The 18,707-nt window shown below is 27.4% G+C and carries 16 protein-coding genes, 1 riboswitch and 1 other annotated feature; of the genes, 3 read left to right on the forward strand and 13 right to left on the reverse strand.

What is annotated here, in order from left to right:
* Positions 1-112: 112 nt before the first annotated feature.
* Together HCG70_RS07730 and HCG70_RS07735 are read right to left on the reverse strand one after the other, a co-directional pair.
* On the reverse strand, positions 113-2,083 hold the full coding sequence (locus tag HCG70_RS07730) for a hypothetical protein (RefSeq protein ID WP_221697662.1): 1,971 nt from the start codon (positions 2,081-2,083) through the stop codon (positions 113-115).
* Positions 2,084-2,155: 72 nt separating this feature from the next.
* The gene (locus tag HCG70_RS07735; protein WP_221697663.1) at positions 2,156-3,451 is read right to left on the reverse strand and encodes an RND family transporter; all 1,296 of its coding nucleotides are present in this window, start codon (positions 3,449-3,451) and stop codon (positions 2,156-2,158) included.
* Positions 3,452-3,721: 270 nt separating this feature from the next.
* Between HCG70_RS07735 and HCG70_RS07740 the strand changes: the two genes are divergently transcribed.
* The gene (locus HCG70_RS07740) at positions 3,722-4,294 is read left to right on the forward strand and encodes a TetR/AcrR family transcriptional regulator (RefSeq protein ID WP_042398328.1); all 573 of its coding nucleotides are present in this window, start codon (positions 3,722-3,724) and stop codon (positions 4,292-4,294) included.
* Between the two features lie 46 nt (positions 4,295-4,340).
* On the opposite strand, the gene trpS is transcribed toward HCG70_RS07740, so the two are convergent.
* On the reverse strand, positions 4,341-5,357 hold the full coding sequence (gene trpS, locus HCG70_RS07745) for a tryptophan--tRNA ligase (RefSeq protein WP_042398325.1): 1,017 nt from the start codon (positions 5,355-5,357) through the stop codon (positions 4,341-4,343).
* A gap of 110 nt (positions 5,358-5,467) precedes the next feature.
* Positions 5,468-5,716, reverse strand: a binding site (T-box leader).
* Positions 5,717-5,867: 151 nt separating this feature from the next.
* Between trpS and HCG70_RS07750 the strand changes: the two genes are divergently transcribed.
* Positions 5,868-6,848 (forward strand): biotin--[acetyl-CoA-carboxylase] ligase, encoded by a 981-nt coding sequence (locus HCG70_RS07750; RefSeq protein ID WP_055275919.1) that lies wholly within the window; start codon positions 5,868-5,870, stop codon positions 6,846-6,848.
* A complete protein-coding gene (locus tag HCG70_RS07755; protein ID WP_042398320.1) occupies positions 6,849-7,427 on the forward strand; it encodes a biotin transporter BioY in 579 nt (192 codons plus the stop codon).
* A 128-nt stretch (positions 7,428-7,555) separates the two neighbouring features.
* On the opposite strand, the gene HCG70_RS07760 is transcribed toward HCG70_RS07755, so the two are convergent.
* From HCG70_RS07760 to HCG70_RS07805, 10 genes are all read right to left on the reverse strand, one after another.
* Positions 7,556-8,611 carry a nitronate monooxygenase family protein gene (locus tag HCG70_RS07760; RefSeq protein ID WP_042398317.1) on the reverse strand — a complete coding sequence of 352 codons (1,056 nt, stop codon included), beginning with the start codon at positions 8,609-8,611 and terminating at the stop codon, positions 7,556-7,558.
* Between the two features lie 182 nt (positions 8,612-8,793).
* On the reverse strand, positions 8,794-9,330 hold the full coding sequence (locus HCG70_RS07765; RefSeq protein ID WP_198133987.1) for a flavodoxin domain-containing protein: 537 nt from the start codon (positions 9,328-9,330) through the stop codon (positions 8,794-8,796).
* 165 nt (positions 9,331-9,495) lie between these two features.
* Positions 9,496-10,143, reverse strand: a complete 648-nt coding sequence (locus HCG70_RS07770; RefSeq protein ID WP_052330664.1) for an HAD family hydrolase — start codon at positions 10,141-10,143, stop codon at positions 9,496-9,498.
* A gap of 4 nt (positions 10,144-10,147) precedes the next feature.
* Positions 10,148-10,609, reverse strand: coding sequence for a 6,7-dimethyl-8-ribityllumazine synthase (ribE, locus tag HCG70_RS07775; RefSeq protein WP_042398308.1), 462 nt, complete (start codon positions 10,607-10,609; stop codon positions 10,148-10,150).
* 181 nt (positions 10,610-10,790) lie between these two features.
* Positions 10,791-11,993, reverse strand: a complete 1,203-nt coding sequence (locus HCG70_RS07780; RefSeq protein ID WP_221697664.1) for a bifunctional 3,4-dihydroxy-2-butanone-4-phosphate synthase/GTP cyclohydrolase II — start codon at positions 11,991-11,993, stop codon at positions 10,791-10,793.
* A 20-nt stretch (positions 11,994-12,013) separates the two neighbouring features.
* Positions 12,014-12,670 (reverse strand): riboflavin synthase, encoded by a 657-nt coding sequence (locus tag HCG70_RS07785; protein WP_042398302.1) that lies wholly within the window; start codon positions 12,668-12,670, stop codon positions 12,014-12,016.
* Positions 12,671-12,681: 11 nt separating this feature from the next.
* Positions 12,682-13,764 carry a bifunctional diaminohydroxyphosphoribosylaminopyrimidine deaminase/5-amino-6-(5-phosphoribosylamino)uracil reductase RibD gene (gene ribD, locus HCG70_RS07790; RefSeq protein ID WP_221697665.1) on the reverse strand — a complete coding sequence of 361 codons (1,083 nt, stop codon included), beginning with the start codon at positions 13,762-13,764 and terminating at the stop codon, positions 12,682-12,684.
* A 277-nt stretch (positions 13,765-14,041) separates the two neighbouring features.
* Positions 14,042-14,157, reverse strand: a riboswitch (FMN riboswitch).
* A 154-nt stretch (positions 14,158-14,311) separates the two neighbouring features.
* Positions 14,312-14,938, reverse strand: a complete 627-nt coding sequence (locus HCG70_RS07795) for a peptidoglycan-binding protein (RefSeq protein ID WP_154820677.1) — start codon at positions 14,936-14,938, stop codon at positions 14,312-14,314.
* A 131-nt stretch (positions 14,939-15,069) separates the two neighbouring features.
* Positions 15,070-16,794 (reverse strand): HD domain-containing phosphohydrolase, encoded by a 1,725-nt coding sequence (locus HCG70_RS07800; RefSeq protein WP_154820676.1) that lies wholly within the window; start codon positions 16,792-16,794, stop codon positions 15,070-15,072.
* Between the two features lie 297 nt (positions 16,795-17,091).
* Positions 17,092-18,516, reverse strand: a complete 1,425-nt coding sequence (locus tag HCG70_RS07805; protein ID WP_055275904.1) for a PTS transporter subunit EIIC — start codon at positions 18,514-18,516, stop codon at positions 17,092-17,094.
* Positions 18,517-18,707: the final 191 nt, after the last annotated feature.

An 18,707-nucleotide genomic window follows, 5' to 3' on the forward strand; every position in this document is an offset into this window, starting at 1 on the left:
CCCTTTTCATTTGACTCATAAATTTATTATACATTTTTCTCTTTGTAATGTCACTTACTTGGAAAAATATAGGTCTCCAAGGTAAGATTTAATTACCTTAAAGACCTATATTTTATTTAAATAAATTTATTATTCTTTCCCATAAAGTAGGACTTTTTTCTTCATCCTTTAAAACTTCTATAGTTGCTTTTTTTATTTCTGGCGTCTTAATTACAAATTGTACTGATTGCACATTTGTATTTTTTTCTGAAGTAAATGATACTATTTCATCACTTGTTCCATCTAAATTATCAACCATTTTATCAATTTCATCTGTTATTTCTGTATCAAGATTGGCTGTCTTATCATTTAATTCTGTTGTTCCATTTGATAATTCCGTAGTTCCACCTTTTAATTCCGCAACACCTGAACTTAATTTTTCAGCTCCACTTTTTAAAGTAGATGTTCCGTTTACTAAATTTGTTGATCCTTCTACAAGTTGAGAATATCCTTGCAGTAATGTTTCTACTCCATTTGTATATTCATTAATTCCTACATCTAATTTATTATATTCTGATATTAATGTATTTATTGCTGTAGATAGGTTTGACATATTATATATCATATCATTTAATAATGCAGATAAACCTTGAATTGCATTATTAAATTCAGCATATTTAGTTTGTAATTCAGTTGCACCACCTAATACTTGTCCTATTCCATCTGAAATGTTATTTAAATAACTTTCTGTTCCACTAATCGATGCCATATTTCCTTGAAGTAAAGTTATAATTTGATTATACATCTCTATTTGAGTTTGAATTTGTATAATTTGACTATCATCTGCTTGTACCCCTGCTGCTAATAAATTATCTCTTGCTTCAGTAAGAACTGATATTTGTGATTTCATATTTTCTATAGCACTGGCATTATTACTTTGAAGATAATCAATATCTAATCCATTAGCATTCATAATAGATTTATAAGCTTCATAATTTGCATTTCCTTGTAATAATGTAATTGCTGAAACTAATTCATTTATACCAGTTTGAACATCAGAAGATGCTGAAACTAATTCACTTATACTTTCCTTGGACATATTAATATTATTTAATGCAGATCCTATTTCATTTAATGCATCTAAAACTTCCTTTGATCCACTTGTTAACTCTTTTGAATTGCTATTTAATTCTTGAAGTCCTTTATATACAGTTATAATACCGTCATTTAAAGAATTCACTCCAGTACTAAGACTATTCACTCCATTGGATAAATCATAAGCTCCATTATTTAATTCTATACTTCCATCATTAATAGAAATTGCTCCTGAATCTAATTTTTCTATTGCATCTGTTAATTCATTTACTTTATCTAATAAACTATTGGTATCTACATCTATACTTAGTCCCAATTTAACACCATTTATAGCCATTGAAGCCATTTCAAAATCATTAACATCAGCTTTGATACTAATTTCTTTTCCTTTGTTTGGTAAAATAATGTGAGAAATCTGTTTTGTACTTCCTACATTTGCTATTGTAGCCCCTTCAGCTTCAATATTATTACACTTTTCAGTATCTAATGTAATAGTAGTTTGTAAGGCATAATTTTCAAAAAATGTACTATTGCACTTTTCATTGTCTGTTATTGAAATTTTTATTTCTAAAGTTCCACTTTTTCCTGCTAATTCATTAGAACTTATCTCCTTACTGTCTAAATAATACTTTATATTTATATTCCATGGAATTTCAACTTCTTTTAAAGTACCTTCGTAATAAAGTTTATCAACACTATTGCTTCCGGTTATTTCACCATTGTTATATGATAAAGTGTCATTAGTATTCATATTTCTGATTTCACTATAATCGCCATAATCTAAAATATTTTGACTATCGAAAATATTTACTGCATAAGCACTACTAACTTCACCATTACCATCTAAATTAATATAAATAACTTCCTCTTTCCCTTGACTTTCAGTTGCATAATTGGTGTTATTTAAAATTGTATTTGATTCTGCCAAAGTAGATATTGGAACCATAGTATTACTAATTATTGTTGCTGTTAAAACTATCATTATAATTTTATTTTTACTTTTTTTCATATAAATCATTCTCCCTTCGATTAGCCATTTACTGCTTTATTTTCATTTTTTATTTTAATTTTGCTTTTATTTTTAAAAACTAACTTGTTCTATTTCTTTTAGTTCATTACTTAACTCCTTTTCTGTTGCAAAATCACCTTTTGGAACCATAATAACTAATGAATTAGATTTACCAAAAGTATCTTCTATTATCTTTGTATCACTACCTAACTTAGTACTTTCATCAAATATTTTTGAAGATCCATAATCAAAAGTATTTTTTGTCTGTGCTAAATAGGATGGTACCATTACGATTAAAAAAATAATAACTAAAGGTATCATTATTTTTCTAACACAATTTGCAAATTTATCAAATTTAGGTATTAATAATTTATGTTCAGTTTTATCAATAATCTTGTAACAATACATTGTAAGTACAGGAAGTAAAATAATAATAGTTACTAAACTTAGAGCTATAGCTTTTGCCATTACAATTCCCATATCTGGACCAATTTTAAATCTCATTAATATTAAGGCTGCAAATCCAATAACTGTTGTTATCCCACTTGAAAAGATTGAGCCAACACTTTTAACAGATGCTTGTACCATTGCTTCCTCTGGTTCTAACCCCTGCAATCTAAACTCTGTAAATTTATGCAATAAGAAAATTGCATAATCCATAGATACTGCTAACTGTAATACATTTCCCGCTGCATTTGTTACAAAGGAAATCTCTCCAAATAAAAGATTCGTTCCTTGATTTAGCATTATTGCTACGCCTATAGTTAACATAAACAATATTGGTTCAAACCAAGAAGTTGTTGTAATTGCTAATACGATTAAACATATTGGTATTATAAATAATATAATTTTACTAACTTCTTTAGAGGTAGCTTCTGTTGCAACTACAGTATTAACAACTGAACCTGCCATTGCATTATCATCACCAATTAAATTTCTTATTTCATTTACTGCTTCAATTCTTTTATTTTGATCAACAGTAACTGTAAATAATGCCGCTTCATCCTTGTAATAATCTTGAACTGTTTCTCTATCTAAAGTTTCAATAGGTTCTGTTATATTAACAACATCATCTAACCATGTAACATCTTGTACACCATCAATATTTAATAATTTATCTTTAATTTCTAAAGCCTCGGGTATAGTAATATTAGATACCATTACCCTTGCATTAGGTATTCCACCTTCAAATTCATCTTCCATAATATCTAAAGATATTGTAGACTTAGAATCATCTGGAAGATAATCGTTCATATCATAATTAACTGATACAAATTTACTGCAAATAAAACATAAAACTAGTGAAAGTCCAAATGTAAAAATTACAGTTTTTTTATGTTTAATAATTTGTCTAAAAAAAATTTCCATACTGCGTCTCACCTCTAACTAATTATCATTCGGTTTAAGTATATTTATGAAATACCAACAATACAATTACCAATAAAGTAATTCACTGTGGTATAATACACACATTGAGTACAAATTGTGTATTAATTTATTAAGGTTTTGTTAAAAGTATTTTATAAACTTATGTTTTGATAAATTAAGAGTTGAATAATAATTAAGTTATCTTTAAAATGTATAAAAAGTATAAATTGTTATATTATATAAATATTTTTATTTGAATGGAGCTTTTATATGGATAGACGAGTACGAAAAACCAGACTAAAACTAAATGAATCTTTAATGATACTAATAAAAGATAAAAACATTAATCAAATTACTGTTAAAGAACTTACAGACTTAGCTGACATAAATAGAAAGACTTTTTATTTACATTATAAGGATATCTTTGATATGGTAGACAACATTAAAGAGCAATTACTAGTAGAACTTGAGAGTGTAATATTATTTCACAATTCATCTTGTACTAACTCTGATGAGCCTTATTCATTAATGAAAGATATATTGGAATTTATTGATAAGAATAGTGAGCTATTATCAATTTTCTTAGGTCCTCATATTAATGCGGATTCTATTTTTATAGAGAAAATTAAGGAAATTATGAAAAGGCTATGCATAGATGTTTGGAATAGATTATATCCTAATGCTGATCCTAAAAAATATGACTACTATTATTCTTTTACTTATTATGGAATAATAGGGCTAATTCAAGATTGGATAAATACTAGTAAACAAGAAAGTATAGAATACATGGCGAAACTTACTAGCGACTTGGTAGAAAGTTCCTCAAAAATATTATATTCATAAAATACAAAAATAATTAGACCATAGGTGGTCTAATTATTTCAATAGCTTATTTAAAATACTCAATTCCTATAGCATTTCTTACATCTCTTAATGTATTAGATGCTATTTTTCTTGCATTATTACTACCTTCTTTCAGTACCTCATATACATAATCTAAATTTTTCTCATATTCCTTTCTCCTATTTCTAATTGGTTCTAGCTCAGCTTGAATTATTTCATTTAAATATTTTTTTACTTTTACATCACCAAGTCCCCCTCTTTGATAATGCATTTTCATTTCTTGCAATTTATCTATTTCATTGCAAAAGGCATCTAAATAGATAAAAACAGTATTATTTTCTATAGTTCCTGGATCTTCTACTCTAATATGATTAGGATCAGTATACATTGACATTACCTTATTTTTTATTACATCTGGTTCATCACTAAGATAAATTGCATTATTTAATGACTTACTCATTTTTGCTTTTCCATCAATACCAGGTAATCTACCTAATCCTTCCTTTGGTAATATAGCCCTAGGCTCTACTAGAACATCTTCTTTATAAATATTATTAAAACTTCTTACTATTTCTCTTGTTTGTTCTATCATAGGAAGTTGATCTTCACCTACTGGTACTATATTTGCTTTAAACGCTGTAATATCTGCTGCTTGACTTACTGGATAAATCATAAATCCCGCAGGAATACTCATATTAAAATTTCTTTCTTTTATTTCACTTTTAACTGTTGGATTTCTTTCTAGCCTTGCAACTGTAACTAAATTTAAATAATGCATTGTAAGTTCATTTAATTCTGGAATTTGTGATTGAATAAAAATAGTAGATTTTGATGGATTTATTCCTACAGATAAATAATCTAAAGCAACCTCTATTAAATTATTTCTTATTTTTTCAGGGTTTCGTGCATTATCAGTTAATGCTTGTTGATCTGCAATCATAATATAGCTATTATATAATTCACTATTTTGCAAGGTAACCCTATTCTTTAAAGAACCTATATAATGTCCTATATGAAGTTTTCCCGTTGGTCTATCTCCTGTTAAAAGTGTTTCTTTTTTCATTACTTTCACTCCTTATTTCATAACTTTTTCTATCTATTGTTTATTCAAAACTTCTAGATGTATTATTCTTGAATAATAATTTTAAAAACAAAAAAACTCCCTCCTATAACTAATAGGACGAAGTTATTATCCGTGTTGCCACCTAAATTGTATAAATAAATTTATACCACTCTAACTAAAGTACTAACATACTTTAACTGCTGTAAGGTGCAGTTCACCACTAAGATACTCTTAAAACTTTAATTTCACCTTGTTCCTCAAAGGTCCATTCATTAAATTTTTTCTTGCTAAGCTTCCACCACTCCTAGCTCTCTTTATTGAACCTAAATTTAATTACTCTTCCTCTTCATAGGATTTTTTTATACTTTTAATGTATTATATTCCTCTATTTTGTAAATGTCAAACATTTGAGAAGACTAATTTAATATCGCCTTTAATTGTTAACCATTTAATATATTTTTATTGACAAACTATTTTATCTCCAATATAATACTTTCTATGGAGGTAATTATGTTAATAAAAGGAAAAGTTTTAAAAATTTTAGAAGAAAATAAAGGTAAAAATATTTCTGGTGAGGAAATTGCTAAAAAACTTAATATTTCGAGAACTTCCATATGGAAAGCAATTAATGCACTTAGAAGTGAAGGCTATACAATAAATGCTGTTACTAATAAAGGTTATTCCCTAGCAACAAATACAGATTTTATTTCTAAAGAAGGTATTTCTTTATATTTAAATAATGAATATTCAAAAATTGATATCTATACTTACAAATTAGTCTCTTCTACTAATGATGTTGCAAAAACTTTAGCTTTAAATGGTGCTAAACATGGTACGGTTATAATTTCCGAAGAACAAAGTGTAGGTAAAGGTAGGCTTGGTCGAGTATTTTATTCACCAGCTAATACTGGAATTTATATGAGCATTATACTTAGACCTAATTTAACTGCAATGGATTCAGTTTTAATAACAACTTCTGCTTCTGTTGCTATATGTAATGCAATTCAAAAAGTAACAGGAATAGAATGCCAAATAAAATGGATAAACGATATTTACTTAAACAATAAAAAAGTAGGAGGAATATTAACAGAAGCTTCTACTAATTTTGAAAGTGGAACTATTGATTATTTAATTTTAGGAATAGGACTTAACTTTAATAAGCCTAAAGAAAGTTTCCCTAAAGAACTTGAAACAATAGCCTCTTCATTATTTAGTAATAACAATGGAAATATCAATAGAAATATTCTTTGTGCAGAAATAGTAAATAATATCCTAAGTATGATTCCTCAAATTAAAAGTTATGACTTTATATCTGAATATAAGAAAAGAAGTATTATTTTAAATAATGAAATTGTCTATATAAGTGCTGGTGTTTCATCCATTGGTAAAGCTATTGATATAAATAATGATGGTTCTTTAGTTGTTAAACATGATGATGGTTCTATAAAAGTTTTAAATTCTGGTGAAGTAACTATTAGGAGGTTAAATTAAATGAATAAATTATCAACGAAATCACTTATTTTATGTTCACTTTTTGCTGCATTAATTGCTGTTGGTGCTTTTATTAAAATTCCAATACCTGTAGTACCATTTACTTTACAAGTTTTATTTACTACACTAGCAGGCCTTTTATTAGGACCTAAACTTGGAGCTATTTCTGTAGGGATTTATTTACTTATAGGTTTAATAGGTATTCCTGTATTTACTCAAGGTGGTGGACCAAGTTATATTTTCCAACCAACCTTTGGTTATTTAATAGGCTTCTTAATAGGCACATATTTTACTGGATATATTGCGCATAAAGATAAGGATCCATCTCTTAAAAGACTAATATTTGCAAGCATTGGTGGATTAACAATTGTATATATTATAGGTATGATTTATTATTATTTAATTGCAAATTATTACTTAAATTCTCCAATCACAGCTAGTGCTGTAATGTTGTATTGTTGTCTTTTATTTATCCCAGGTGATATTGCTTCATGCATTGTAAGTTCATTAATTGCTAAAAGAACTCTCCCTATAATAAAAGGTCAATTACTTACAAATGAATTTAATAGTCAAACCTAAAGAAAAGATTATAGATAATATATTTTAATAAATATAAAACTTTAGTATAAAAAAACAATACCATATAGCATAATACTACTTATGGTATTGTTTTTATTATAAATTACTTGAAATATACCCTATCTTTTCTAACTATTTAATTCTTCTATTAATTTCTTAACAGTTGTAATTTTGTCTAACCTATATGCATTTTCACCACAAAATACAAGTGAATTATCAACATCACCTTTTACTGCACGCACTAAAGCACCTGTTATGCAATAAGGTATAGTTGCCATATCACATTTCTTTAAGCATTTATAACATTTACTTATTTTTTCATTTGTTAACTTTCTTTCTTCCATGAATTTATTACTTATAGCTCGCCCTGGCATACCAACTGGACTTTTTACAATCATTACATCTTCCTTTTTAGCATTTATATATGCCATCTTAAAATTAATATGAGCATCACATTCTTCAGTTGCTACAAATCTTGTTGCCATTTGAACTCCTGCGCATCCTAAATTCATATAATGATTAATATCATCTCTATCATAAACGCCACCTGCAAATATTACCGGTATTTTCTTATTATATTTTTCTTCATATACCTTTACTATTTCAATAATTTCAAGCACTTCTTTGTCATAACCTTTTGATTCATATTCTTTTAAACTTTCGCTTGAAAATCCTAAATGTCCACCTGCCTTTGGACCTTCAATAATTACCATATCTGCAGTTCTACCATAACGTCTATCCCACATTTTTAAAATAACACTTGCAGACTTTGGTGGAGATACTATAGGTGCTAATTTTATATTTGACCCTTCTGTAAACTTTGGTAAATCAGTAGGTAATCCTGCACCTGATATAATTAAATCAGCACCATTATCAATTGCGCATTTTACATACTCTTCATAATTTCTAGTGGCGCACATAATGTTAACACCAATTATTCCACCATTTGATATTTCTTTTGCTTTTTTAATATGTTTACCTAATGCCCTAATATTAGCTGTTAATGAATCTTTTCCAAAATCCTCTTCTAAAAATCCAGGTTGTGCTGCTGATATTACTCCTATTGCTCCTTCTTTTGCTACTGCTCCTGCAAGCGAAGACAAGCTTACACCTACTCCCATTCCCCCTTGAATTATTGGAACCTTTGCTTCTAAATCTCCTATAATCAATGAATTTAATTTCATATATTAATCCTCCTAGTTATTCCATCTAATTTATATAGTTTTTATAACTACATGTTATATTATTAGTATATATAATGTATTTTTAGATGTCAATGTGCAATTATCAAATATTTTGATTCTAAAACTATTTATAAGAAAATAAAGCTAAGTCACTCTTAGCTTTATTTTAAAAATTTATTTTATTAATGTTTCAAATAATCTATTATATCTGTTAATGTATTTAAATCTACAAAACTAACACTTTTATTATATGTTTCTATTAAACCTTTAACATCTGCAGTTCTTTCATCTTCAGGTATCTTTTTTATTTTAGTATATAATAACTTCATCATAGACTTATGCAGAAAGTTTAATTTTGAATAATCTATTCCTCCTCTTAAGTTAAATATTTTAGCTTTTTCAAAGATTTCAGGTGAAAGCTGTTTAGAAATATTACTTTTTATAGACTTAATATTTTCATCATCTTTTGGATCTGCCAACCCAACTGTTATAATTATTATTTTTTTATTATTAGGATTACTAATTTTCTTAAAAGTTTTCTCCATGCCTAATATACCACCAGCATATAAACCACCAAGATAAATAATCTCATCATAATCGTTTATCTCTGTAACCTCTTTAAAATTTAAACATTTTAAATTTATTCTTTTAGCTAACTCTTCTGCATATTGTTGTGTTGTTCCATAATGGCTACCATAAATAACAATACTATTCATCATTTCCAACCCCTCATAATTCATTTTTAAATTCTCATATTTTAATTCTTAATACTAAATATAATTATATTTATAAATTATATAAATTAATATAGATTTATATTTTTATCATGTAATATTTCTCTAACTATATTATTATATATTGAAAAAGAGATATAGCTATTCAAGCTATATCTCCCTTATATTAAGAATTTCATTAATACTATCTATAATATAATCAGCTTCTTTAAGTTCTTTATCATTTCCATATCCATAAGCACATCCAATAGAATATAAATTATACTTTTTAGCTATTTCAATATCAACAAACCTATCACCAACAATAATAAAATCCCCTTGATGCTTTTCTTTAATAACCTTAAAAATTTCATGTTTAGGGTTAAAGTCAAAATCCTCGCTACAATAAAAATCTATAAAATACTTATCTAATCTAAAAATTTCTATGTGTTTTTTCATATAACTAACCTTACAATTGCTAAGAAATATTAATTTATAACCTAATTCATTTAACTTAACAAGTGTTTCTATAGTACCATCATATAATTCTGCTTGCCCTTCATCAATATATTGAATCATAGCTTCCCCTATGATTGAACTACATTTTTTCTTTTCATCCTCTGGTAAACTTGGCATAAAATCATTCCACATTTGTCTTGCAGTAAGCCCAAGGAACCTACTAACTTCATCCTCTTTAAATACCTTTTCTTCAGCATAACCATTGTTTACTAAATAATCATATGCTCTTTTAAATGCCGGTTCATAAATCCTTATGCTATTATGCAAAGTACCATCATAATCAAAAATAATATACTTCATAATATTAGAAATTATTTAAAAGATTAGCCATTTCAATTGCAGTAACTGCGGCATCATATCCTTTGTTACCACCTTTAGTACCTGCTCTTTCTATAGCTTGTTCTATACTATCTGTAGTTAATACTCCGAATATTACTGGCTTTTCAGTTTGAAGTGATACTGTTGCAATACCTTTTGAAGTTTCTGCACAAACATAATCAAAGTGGGGTGTTGATCCTTTAATAACTGCTCCTAAACAAATTACTGCATCATACTTATCATTTTGAGCCATTTTCTTTGCTACTAGTGGAATTTCAAATGCTCCTGGAACCCATGTTACTTCTATATTATCTTCATCTACCCCATGTCTCTTTAACCCATCTAAAGCTCCACCTAATAATTTTGATACTATAAATTCATTAAATCTACCTACTACTATTCCAACCCTTAGTCCTTGTGCTACTAAATTTCCTTCTATTATTCTCATTTCTTTTTCCTCCTAAAATTTTATTTAATATAAATTTCCAACTTACAATTTATCTAACATCTTTTTAATAAAATCTTATTCTAACCAATTAAGTCAAAATATATCTACCATCTATTAACCTAAATACTTTATCCTCTTATCTCTTTACTAAACATATACTTTTTTCTCTTATTATTTAAATTTAAATCATATGTCCCATTTTTTCTTTTTTAGTTCGAAGATAAAATTCATTTTTTTCATTGTGATTCATTGCAATTGGAACCCTACTTACAATTTCTATTCCATGACTTTCTAATCCATCTATTTTTCTAGGATTATTAGTCATTAAATTTACCTTAAAGGCTCCTAAATCCTTTAAAATTGCAGCTGCAACATCATAACTTCTCATATCTGATGGAAACCCTAAAATTTCATTAGCTTCAACAGTGTCATAGCCTTTATCTTGAAGTGCATAAGCCCTTAACTTATTAATAAGTCCAATTCCTCTTCCTTCTTGTCTCATATATAGTAAAATTCCAGTGCCTTCTTCAGCAATTCTCTTCATAGCTGCATCATATTGTTCTCCACAATCACATCTTTTAGAGCCTAAGGCATCTCCAGTTAGACATTCAGAATGTACTCTTATTAAAACTGAATTATTAGAAGTTATATCTCCTTTAACTAAAGCTACATGATGCTCTCCATTTAACTTATTTATAAATCCATACATTTTAAAATCACCATATCTAGTTGGCATTTTAATTTCAACAACTCTTTCCACTTTAGCTTCCTTATTTTCTTTTTCTTTCCTATACTTTATTAACTCTTTAATAGTTATTATTTTCAAATTATGAACTTTAGCAAATTCCACTAAATCTGGAGTTCGTGCCATTGTACCATCATCCTTCATAATTTCACATATAACTCCTGCACCTTTTAACCCCGCAAGTTTAGGCAAATCAACTGCTGCTTCTGTATGCCCATTTCTTTCTAAAACTCCATTTTTTTTAGCTACTAAAGGAAATACATGCCCTGGTCTTCTAAAATCCTCTGGTTTAGTATTATCATCTAGTACCTTTTGAATCGTAATTGCTCTTTCAAATGCAGAAATTCCAGTAGTTGTACTAGCATGGTCAATAGCAACTGTAAATGCTGTTTCATGATTATCTGTATTATTTTCAACCATTGGGCCTATTTTAAGTTCATTTAATCTTTCTTCTTCAACTGGCATGCAAATAAGTCCACGCCCATACTTAGCCATAAAATTTATGGCTTCACCTGTAACCTTTTCTGCTGCCATTAGCAGATCCCCTTCATTTTCCCTATCTGGGTTGTCTACAACAATAATTATCTTTCCATCTTTTATATCACTAATTGCTTCCTCAATAGTATTAAATTTATACATTTTACATACTTCCTTTCCCCTTAAAAAAATCCATTTTCTCTTAAAAATTCTTCACTTATTGATGTATTTGGATTATATTCTTCTTTTGATCCAAGTCCCATAAACTTTTCAACATATTTTGAAATAACATCGCATTCTAAATTAACAGTTTCACCAATAGATTTGTTTACTAAAGTTGTTTCTTGTGCTGTATGTGGAATTATAGAAACTTTAAATATAATTTCATCTACATAAGCAACTGTTAAGCTTATTCCATCTATAGTTATTGAACCTTTTAAAACAACATATCTTAATATTTCACTTGCTGCTTTTACCGTAACCCAAATAGCATTATCCTCTTTTTCTAATGAAATAATCTGACCTATTCCATCTATATGTCCACTTACAATATGCCCACCAAGCCTGCTTTCCAAATTTAATGCTCTTTCCAAATTTACCTTATTACCTATGTCTAAAAGTCCTAAGTTACTTCTTCTTAATGTTTCAGCCATAACATCAGCTTCAAAACTATTACCTTTTACATTAGTTACTGTCAAGCATACACCATTAGTGCAAATACTATCCCCTACTCTTGTTTTTTCTAATACTTTATTTGCCTTAATAATTAACTTTGAAGATTTAACTCCTCTTTTAACTTCTTTAATTATTCCAACTTCTTCAATTATCCCCGTAAACATATAACTATCACCTAACTTATATATCCTTCTACTAAAATATCCTCACCTACATTCATTGTAGTTATATTTTTTAGTTTAAAAGCATTATTTAATTTATCTATTCCTCTACCACCAACTGAAGTTTTAGCTGTTTCTCCTCCTATCATTTTAGGAGCCATATATACCATTACTTTATCAACTACCCCCTCTTCTAATGCAGAGTAATTTAATGTTGCTCCACCTTCTAATAAGATGCTATCTATATTAAGCTCTCCAAGCTTTCTCATAAGATCATTTAAATCAACTCGTCCATTTTTTTCATTTATAATTAAAACTTCAATATTATTTTTCAATAATTTTTGAACCTTTGTTGTATTGGCTTTTTTGGTAGTAGCTATTATTGTCTTATTATCATGATTTTCTAACACTTTTGATTTCAGAGGAATTCTTAATGTACTATCTACTATTATTCTTATAGGATTACTACCTTCAGCCATTCTACATGTTAATTCTGGATTATCCTTTATTATTGTATTTACACCGACCATAATTCCTGAAAACTTATTTCTTAAAATATGAACTTGTAACCTTGACTTTTCACTAGTTATCCATTTAGATTCACCAGTTTTTGTTGCTATTTTTCCATCTAGTGACATTGCTGTTTTCATAACTACAAATGGCTTTTTAGTAGTTATATATTTAATAAATACTTCATTAATCTTTCTACATTCTTCTTCTAAAATACCAACTTCAACTTCTATACCTGCTTTTTTAAGTTTTTCTATTCCATTTCCCGCTACTAATGGATTAGGATCAACCATACCAATAATAACTTTACTTATTTTATTTTCAATAATTCTATCTACACAAGGTGGTGTTTTTCCATAATGAGAGCATGGTTCTAAAGTAACATACATAGTAGCTCCTGTTGCATCTTCAGTTAAACTTTTAAATGCATTAACTTCTGCATGTCCTTGTCCATATTTCTCATGATAACCTTGTCCAATAATTTTATCGTCTTTAACAATTATTGCACCAACCAACGGATTAGGATTTACATTTCCTATACCTTTTTTTGCTAACTCAATAGCTATTTTCATAAACCTTTCATTCAAAATCATCATCTCACAATCATAATAATTTGAATTTAATAAATCTTTAGATTATAAAAAATAGCAAGCCCTAAGTTTTATCTCAGGGCTTGCTATTTTAAGTACACATAAAATTATTCATTTATTAAACTTTGATTATAATATAAAATTATTAAACTATATAATCCGTTTTAAAAAATAATATATACATGTCATAGAAATCTAAAAAAAGCTCTGAAATATAAAATATTTCAGAGCATAATATGCAAAATAAATATAGCATTTTAGATTACTACATTACTTTTATCTTCTTCCATCCAGACTTTACTGTCGGCCTCGGAATTTCACCGAATCATGCTAAACTAGCTCGCGGGCTTTACCGCCGGTAGGGAATTTCACCCTGCCCTGAAGATTTATTAAATTGTAATTACATATTATTACAATCATTACCACTTGTCAATATATTAAAATAATTTATTTTTATATTATTTAATTTCTATTAGCTACAATAGTATTACACAAATAATATCTAAAATAGTTTATAGTATTAATTTGCAATCTAAAAATTCATTTATATTACTTCTTTTAAATTAAATTTTTCTAGTAATTTAGCCCATGTATCACTCCCAACTATTCCATCAGCTCTAAGCCCTTTTGATTTTTGAAAGCTTATAACTAAAGCTCTTGTATTTGAACCAAAAATCCCATCAATTCTAATTTCTAAAATATGTTGTATTACTTTCGTTTCATTAGGTGTATATTTCCCATATTTACATATGACATTCTTAATTAAATCATAGCTTTTATTAAAACACTTGCATCCAAACATATAATCTTTATTTAATCCATAATTACTTTGAAATTCACCAATTGCCTTTGTAGTCAAAGGACCACAAACTCCATCAATTTCTAAATTCCATTCAAAAGAGTTAAGTAGCAATTGAACTAATTTTATTTTAAAAGAAGTTCCTAAATAAATTTTAGCAACTTCAACTTCCTTTCTTGAAATTACTCTTGAATTTAATGAAGTACTGCTTAAATTTGATTTATTCAGTTCAAATAACCTTCTCTTATCATTTGTTTTACTAATTTTATTCTTAAAATTATACCATCTACTTCTATTATTAATATTCAAATTAATCAATACTCTTTTACTCAAATTATTATAAGAGTCTACTTTTCCTTGATTCATTAACATAATAATAATCCCCCTTAAATATATTATGAAAATTCATCATTTTTTGTTATACTTATTAGTAAATTTTATTATTTAATATAAATATCCCTGAAATGAATCAATATTTCAATTCATTTCAGGGATATAAACTACTAATTCTTGCTTATTACTTTACAAAAAACTTCGACTATATTTGGATCAAATTGTTTACCAGAACAACGTCTTAATTCTTCTATTGCTTCTTGTTTATTTCTTCCCTTACTATAAACCTTATCATTTATTATTGAATCATAAGAATCAACTACAGAGACTATTCTAGCTATTAATGGAATTTCTTCACCTTTTAATCCTAAAGGATATCCTGTTCCATCCCATCTTTCATGATGAGTTAATATTCCTCTAGCTATATGACTAAATTCAGGTAATAATTGTGCTAATCTATATCCCTTTTCAGAATGTGTTTTAACTATTTCAAACTCACTTTCTGTTAAAGGCTGTGATTTCAATAAAATATAATCTGGTATAGCAATTTTCCCTATATCATGAAGCCTTCCAAGAAGACTTAATTGATCAATTAAATCCGCTGTAAGATTCATTTCTTTTCCAACCTTTTCAGAAAGCTTCATTACTCTTTCAGTATGTTCTTCTGTTTCAATCTTTTTCTTATTAAGATCTTCTTTTAGTCTTTCTAAAGTAGATACTCTTATTGTCTTGCTATCAAAAATTTTTTGCTTATATGCTTTATCATCTGCCTCACATAAAACAGAATCAATACATCCTTCTCTTTCTAATAAAGCAAACCCCAAAGATATGCTTGTCTCTATATTACTATATTCATAATTAGAGCATTTTTCATTTATACTATTGATAATATTAGTACACTTTTCACTTGAGGCACTAGGAACTATAATACAAAATTCATCTCCACCAAATCTAAATGGAGTTTCTAAATCACTACAACATTCTTTTAAGCATTCAGCAACTCTTTTTAATAATTTATCACCTTCGTTATGACCAAAAGTATCATTCACTAATTTTAATCCATTGACATCTCCAGAAATAATCCCAATTGGAAATAGTTCTTCTTTAATATGTTCTTCGATTTTTTTATCAAAATAAGATCTATTATATAATGTAGTAAGTGAATCAACATAACTTAAATATGTTAATTTTTCTTCATTTAATTTATATTCAGTCACATCTCTAACAAGACCAACTAATCCTATAATTTCATTGCTATTATTTATTACAGGTGTTTTTATAGTTTGAAACGTTTTAACCATATTTTCTTTAGGAGAGAATACTTTTTCTTCTATATAAAGTGGCTCTTTTGTATTTAAAACTATATTATCATGCTTATAACAAATCTCTTTAAACTCTTCTTCTAATGGAAATTCTAAATCATTTTTTCCTATAATGTCATAAACACCTTTTTCGTTATAAAATTTTTCACAAGCTTTATTTATCCCAATATATTTTAAATCCTTATCCTTATAAAAGACTAATGATGGAATATTATCAATAACAGTTCTTAACATAAGTTTTTCATTTGTATTTAATACTTCAATATCTTCTATTATACTTCCTATTAATATTTTTTCATTGTTATCAAAATATGTACTTATCTTATATTTATAACTTTTGTTTTTATATGTAAAGCTATTGCTATTACTTGATTTTTCATTAACAATAGTCTTAAGAAGCTCAGCATACTCATCTTTATCATTTAAATGTTTTATCAAAATATCATAGTTAAAATTCTCATTTAAATTAAATGTATTTTTAAAGGATGAGTTTATAAATAATACTTTATTTTTACTATTTTTTATCCATATGGGATGCTCTAATACCTCAAATATTTCCATGTTGCTTATCATTTTACACACTAATTTCTTTCTAAATTTTTTACTTATTAAAATTTATAATTTATTAATTAAAGTTACTTAGTTAATAATTATTTATAAATTAATACTATATAATATTAACACAAACTATAATTTTCTTTAAATATAGTATTATTTTATCAACACTAAAATCCTATTGTCAAATGTCTATACAAACTTACGTTTGATAAATTAAAAGAGACAGCATATTATTTATTAAAATACTATCTCTTTAAAGTTTTTAATTAAAATTTATTAATATTTACTTTTAATATTTATTATTTTATCAAATTATATACTTGCAACATCTGAATCTTTGATGGTGAAGTAAGTTATAATAAATCCTGCTATATAAGAAATACATAAGCCTATAAAATAATTAAGCATTGAATTTGGTTGCATAATTGCAATAGCTACTAAACCTGATGGACCCCAAGCATTTGCTAAAACATGTGTTAACATAACATATGCTCCACCAAACCCAGCTCCAAGACCAGCTGTAATAAATGGTTTAAACATAGGAAGAGTAACTCCATAAATTAAAGGCTCCCCTACACCCAAAAATCCAGCAGGAAGTGCACCTACTATTACTTGTTTTAATCTTTCATTCTTAACTCTTCTAGCAATTAGGTATATTGCAATAGCTGCACCAACTTGTCCAGCGCCAGCCATTGCAAGTACTGGGAACAATGAAACACCACCCATAGCTTCTAATTGAACTGCATATATTGGAATTAATCCATGATGTAAACCTAAAAGTACCATTGGTAAAAATAATGCAGCTAATATATAACCACTAATTACACTAACAACTGGATTAGAAGAATTAATGATAATACTTAACAATGCTACCAATCCATCTGATATAAATCCTGCTAGTGGCATTATAATAAATACAAATAATATTGCAGTAATAAGTAAAGATAATAATGGAGTTAAAATTAACTCTAAAACATCTGGCATTCTTTTACGAATTGCTTTTTCTATCTTAGCTAATATATATACCCCCATTATAACTCCAATAATACCACCTTTACCTGTAGTTAAGATAGAATTTAGGGGAACTGCCTCATCATATAGTCCAAATGTTTGAGAAATTGCTACTATATTTGATCCTATAGAAATAGCACCAATCATACCTCCTAAAGCTTCAGTTGCACCAAACTGCTTTGCTGAATTAATACCTGTATAAATTGCAAAATATCCTAAGAATGCTCCCCCTATTAATGAAAACATTAATTGTGTTACTTGCCAAAAACCTTCAGCTGGTAATGTACCTTGACCTTGAAGTGTTGTTATTAAACTTGCTAACCCATTGAAAATACCTGCTGCTATAATTGCAGGGATTAAAGGTATAAATATATTAGCTATTACATTAATAGCCTTTTTAAATTTATTTTCCTTTTGTGTACCTTTTATTGTAGCCTTATTTTCTTTCCAATCACCAGCTACTAAAGTATCCTTAGGTAACTTCAATTCCTCTATACATATATCTGCTACCTTTTTTGCCTTACCAGGACCTAAAACAATTTGTATATAACTACCATCTTGTACAATACCTAATATTCCAACTGTCTTTTTTAATTCTTCTGAATTTACTTTTGATTCATCCTTTAATGTTACTCTTAACCTTGTCATACAGTTTGCAACTTTCAATATATTATCTTTTCCACCTATTAGCTCAACTATTTTTTGTGCCAACTCTAAATTTGTCATATAATTATTCATCCCCCTTATAAATTGAATAATTTAAAACATCATGCAACTTTCATTAAGTGTAAATCTAGTAGAATTTTATTTTACATTTTTATCACCTCAATACTTTTAGTATATTAGGGTTAATCATATTTCTTAACCCTTATATATCAAGGCCTTTATGGCCAAGATTTTTTATATCACTCAGATTT

The organism is Clostridium sp. K04 (assembly GCF_019734375.1).
Taxonomy (GTDB): domain Bacteria; phylum Bacillota; class Clostridia; order Clostridiales; family Clostridiaceae; genus Clostridium; species Clostridium saudiense.